The sequence below is a fragment of the Fusibacter sp. A1 genome, assembly GCF_004125825.1.
Classification (GTDB): domain Bacteria; phylum Bacillota; class Clostridia; order Peptostreptococcales; family Acidaminobacteraceae; genus QQWI01.
Genome location: NZ_QQWI01000034.1, coordinates 1 through 1,936, shown reverse-complemented (window position 1 = coordinate 1,936; position 1,936 = coordinate 1). Strand labels below are relative to the sequence as shown.

General features: G+C 44.3%; 1 protein-coding gene. It reads left to right on the top strand.

Annotated elements, in window-relative coordinates:
• The first annotated feature begins 470 nt into the window (after nt 1-470).
• Nucleotides 471-1,844, top strand: coding sequence for an IS1182 family transposase (locus tag DWB64_RS19040; protein ID WP_129489808.1), 1,374 nt, complete (start codon nt 471-473; stop codon nt 1,842-1,844).
• The last annotated feature ends 92 nt before the right edge of the window (nt 1,845-1,936 follow it).

The window sequence follows — 1,936 nt, the reverse complement described above, 5'->3', positions numbered from 1 at the left end:
TGAGACTGTTGACAAAGTCCACGAAAGTGGTCTTTGTCTTTTTTTGTACCTAAACCTCGCGTAGTAGCGCACCCTTGTGGTCGCCCTCTCTTATAACGATGTGTTCAAAGAGACGCGCATAAGAGGCGATAGCCACCACCGAATCCGTAGCAAGCCCCTGAACAAACACGCTCCCTTTGACAGAAAAGAGAATCTAGTTCGCTACGTGACCTAACGCCCATGTTCGCCGTCCATGGCGAAGATGGGCTCTCCGGTCGTCCTGACCTACGCACGGCCACTCCGCTCACAAATCTCTGAAGATCTGTCAGAATCGCTATAGTTTGTTCAGTGACTCGCTACTCCTTCTTTTGGTGGAGTAAGAGAAGGTGGCGCGTGCTAGAGTAAAAAAGAGAAAAACTTAAAAAGGCAAAAAGGAGTTTTCAAACCAATGTCGAATAGTAATAGATAGAAGACATAGGAGGAAACCCGGTATGATGATGAATGAGATGAGTAAAGAGCAACAAAAAACACTTGAACTTGTGATGATTGAACAGATGGTAAAACCTGAGCATCTGTTGAGAAAGATAGATAGCTACATCGACTTTAGCTTTATCTATGGCTTAGTAGAATCTCTCTATAGTCAAACCACAGGAAGACCTAGCGTTGACCCTGTTGTACTCATAAAAATGTTACTGCTTCAAAACCTGTATGGGATCCCTTCAGAGCGTAGACTCATGGATGAAATCCATCATAACATGGCTTACCGCTGGTTTTTAGGTTTTGGCATCACCACAAAGATTCCTGACCATTCGATTTTTAGCCAGAATCGGATCAGACGCTTTACAGATTCCACACTCTTTGAGGATATCTTTTATGAAATCCTCAAACAAGCAGACCAGTACGGCTTGATCAAAGGCAAGATCGTTTATACCGATTCCACACATATCCGAGCGGATGCGAGCAATAGCAAATACAGCAGCGTGGAAGAAGAAAAGTTGACCGGGAGAAATAACGACTTGGAGCGCATCAACACGATACGGGAGCGACATGGACATAAGCCGCTTAAATCAAAAGAAGATAAGCTTGAAACGAAACGGAAGAAAGTCAGCACGACAGACCCAGATAGCGGTTACATGAACAGAGACCGCAAACCGGAAGGATTCTATTATCTGGATCATCGCACAGTCGATAGTTCCTATAACATCATCCTTGATACCTATGTTAGTGCGGGCAATGTCCACGATGCCACACCTTACCTTGAAAGGATCGACCATGTGCGCGAAGTGGTAAAGAGCCTACCTAACACACAGGAAATCAAATACACCTGCGCTGACGCCGGTTACTTCAACAACAAAGTCTTACTGGGGTTAAAGGAGCGTCATCTCACACCGATCATAGGTGCTGTCAGGCATCATAAAAAGCCTGGGAAAGACTCAAAGTACTGGTTCACTTATGATTTGATAGAAGATGTGTACGTATGCAAAGCGGGACAACTTCTGGAATACCAGACGACCACTCGTGAAGGCTACAGCAGCTATGAGAGTGATCCTGAAGTCTGTCGAAGTTGCGAGCATAAGGAGCAGTGTATTTTTGACGGTGCAACAAAACGAACGCTTCGTCGTCATATCTATGAAGAATATAAAGATGAGGCAAGGGAACTTTTAAAAACAGAAAAAGGAAAAGCCTTATACGCCAGGCGTAAAGAAACCGTGGAGCGCAGTTTTGCAGATAGTAAGACTCACCACGGTTATCGGTATGCCCGGTATAGGGGATGCGACAAGGTGCAAAGCCAAGCTTACCTAGTCGCTACGATACAAAACATCAAGAAAATGGCACTTGTACTAGATGGATTGGGGGTTAAATGACCCTTTTCATGATGAGATAATAACAGGAGTTCCTTATTTGGTCATAAGAAAACCCCTGTTTTCTAATAAACAGGGGTTTGTCAACAATCTCA